Genomic DNA, 2491 nt, shown 5'->3' on the forward strand with positions numbered 1-2491 from the left:
AAGCCTTCGATCTATCTGAGGGACGAGCCGCTGTCGTCGCTCGATGCCAAGCTGCGCGGCGATCTCAGGCTCGAGCTGAAGCGCATCCAGACCGAACTCGGCGCCACCATGCTTTATGTCACGCATGATCAGATCGAGGCGATGACGATGGCAGACCGCATCGGCATCCTCACCGAGGGCGTGCTGGTGCAGATCGGTTCGCCGCGCACCATCTATTCCGAGCCGGCAAACCTTCATGTCGCGGCAAGGCTCGGCCAACCGGCGATCAATCTTCTGCCGACCGGACTGCTGCCTGATGCCGGCGCGCCAGCCGGGACCAAGACGATCGGCGCGCGCACCGAACATCTTTCGATCGCGAAGGCTGCGAATGGTCATGCCGACGGCGTCGTCGACTGGGTCGAGCATCTCGGTGATCAGAACCATTTGCATGTGACGGTGGGGACCAAGAAACTGGTGACGCTGACCGATCCCGACACGGATCTGGCGCAGGGCGACAAAGTGGTGATCCGCTACCGGGCGCCGCTGTATTTCGGCGCCGATGGACAGCGATTGATGTGAGCGGTTTTCGGTGATTCAGCACCGGTTTTGACTTTGCCAGTATGGGACGAATTCGATGAAGCACTTTTTCAATCGCAGGGAAACGATCGTCACCGAGGCGCTCGACGGCCTGTTGCGGACCATCGGATCAGGCGATCTCGCGCGCCTCGACGGCTATCCCGAGATCAAGGTCATCCTGCGCGCCGACTGGGACAAGACGAAAGTCAGTGTCGTCTCCGGCGGCGGGGCCGGGCACGAGCCGTCCCATGCCGGCTTCGTCGGCAAAGGCATGCTGACGGCGGCGGTCTCAGGCGAGATCTTTGCCTCGCCGAGCGTCGAAGCCGTGCTGGCCGCCATCCGCGCAGTCACCGGCCCGGCCGGCTGTCTGTTGATCGTCAAGAACTACACCGGCGACCGCCTCAATTTCGGCCTGGCCGCCGAGAAGGCGCGCGCCGAAGGATTTCATGTAGAGATGGTGATCGTCGCCGACGACGTCGCGCTGCCTGATATCACCCAGCCGCGCGGCGTTGCCGGCACCTTGTTCGTGCACAAGATCGCAGGCCATCTGTCGGCGGCCGGCCACGATCTGGCATTCGTCGCAACGGCCGCTCGCGCGGCGGCGAAGGATATCGTTTCGCTCGGCATGTCGCTGTCGTCCTGCTCGATCCCCGGCCAGCCGCACGAAGACAGGTTTGGCGAGAACGATGGTGAACTCGGCCTCGGCATTCATGGCGAGCCGGGCGTCGAAAGGATTGCGGTGCAGAGTGCCGACAGACTGGTGGCGATCATGGTGGAGCGCCTCGCGGCACGGCTTGATCCCGAGGCCACCTACGCCTTGCTGATCAACAATCTCGGCTCCGTGCCGCCGCTCGAAATGTCTGTCGTCGCCAATGCGGTGCTTGCATCGCCGCTCGCCAAGACCATCAAGCTGACGATCGGCCCGGGCCCGCTGATGACGGCGCTCAACATGAACGGCTTCTCGCTGTCGCTGATCCGGCTGGATGCGGCGCGCGAAACCGCCTTGCAGGCGCCGGTCGGTCCGCACGCCTGGATGCCGGCAAAGCCGGTTGTTTCACCTGCCGTCGTGCCGATGGCGAAAGCGGCCGGACAGAGCGCGGCACGCAAGCCCAGCCAGGATGCGCGCACGAAGCGTCTAGTCGTCACGGTCTGCGAACGGCTGATCGCGCTCGAAGCGACTTTGAACGGATTGGACGCCAAAACAGGCGACGGCGACACCGGCTCGACGGTGGCGACCGGCGCGCGCAGTGTTCTCGAGCGGCTTGATGCGCTGCCGCTTGCCGAGCCGGCGGCGACCCTTGGCGCGATAGGTGACATTTTGAGCGCCTCGATGGGCGGCTCCAGCGGCGTGCTGCTGTCGATCTTCTTCACCGCCGCGGCGCAAGCTCTGGAGAGCGGCGCAAACCTGGCCAAGGCGCTGCTTGCCGGCCTCGAGCGAATGACTTTCTATGGCGGCGCAAGGATGGGGGATCGCACGATGGTCGATGCCCTGGAGCCTGCCCTCAGAGCGCTCGATGCCAGGAGCGTGGAAGAAGCGGCTGTGGCGGCCCGACGTGGCGCCGAGGCCACCGCTGCCATGGACAGGGCAAAATCCGGGCGGTCCGCCTATGTCGGCAGCAAGCTGCAAGGCGTGGCCGACCCCGGCGCCTATGCAGTGGCCGAGGTTTTCGCGGCGGCGGCCGCGCTGCATGAAGCGGCCTGATTCATGCTCCAGTTGTCGAATGAGCGTTCTTTCGATACTGCGGGCGGCATGGAAACCGGAAATGCGGGTGACATGGCGGCGTTGAACCTTGCCAGGCTGATCGCGGCCGCTGCGGATACCATTGCCGCTCACGCCGAGGAGTTGACGGCGCTCGACCAGGCGATCGGCGACGGCGACCACGGGCTGAACATGAAGCGCGGCTTCGAGGCCGTGCGCGCGGAAGCCGAAGCATTT

At 64.9% G+C, this 2491-nt stretch carries 2 protein-coding genes and 1 pseudogene; all 3 read left to right on the forward strand.

Annotated elements, in window-relative coordinates:
- Positions 1 to 558: ABC transporter ATP-binding protein (locus tag EN749_RS34065; RefSeq protein WP_145991128.1), on the forward strand; the 558-nt coding region annotated here is incomplete at its 5' end.
- Between the two features lie 55 nt (positions 559 to 613).
- Entirely contained in the window at positions 614 to 2257 is a 1644-nt protein-coding gene (locus EN749_RS34070) for a dihydroxyacetone kinase subunit DhaK (RefSeq protein WP_127808128.1), read from the forward strand.
- A 72-nt stretch (positions 2258 to 2329) separates the two neighbouring features.
- Positions 2330 to 2491: pseudogene (locus EN749_RS34075) on the forward strand (DAK2 domain-containing protein); the annotation flags it as partial.

It is taken from the genome of Mesorhizobium sp. M7A.F.Ca.ET.027.02.1.1 (genome assembly GCF_004022985.1).
In the GTDB taxonomy this organism is placed as follows: domain Bacteria; phylum Pseudomonadota; class Alphaproteobacteria; order Rhizobiales; family Rhizobiaceae; genus Mesorhizobium.

Bases quoted from the DNA above. Each gene is read 5' to 3' on its own strand.
- EN749_RS34070 (WP_127808128.1), top strand. From the start codon at position 614: ATGAAGCACTTTTTCAATCGCAGGGAAACGATCGTCACCGAGGCGCTC.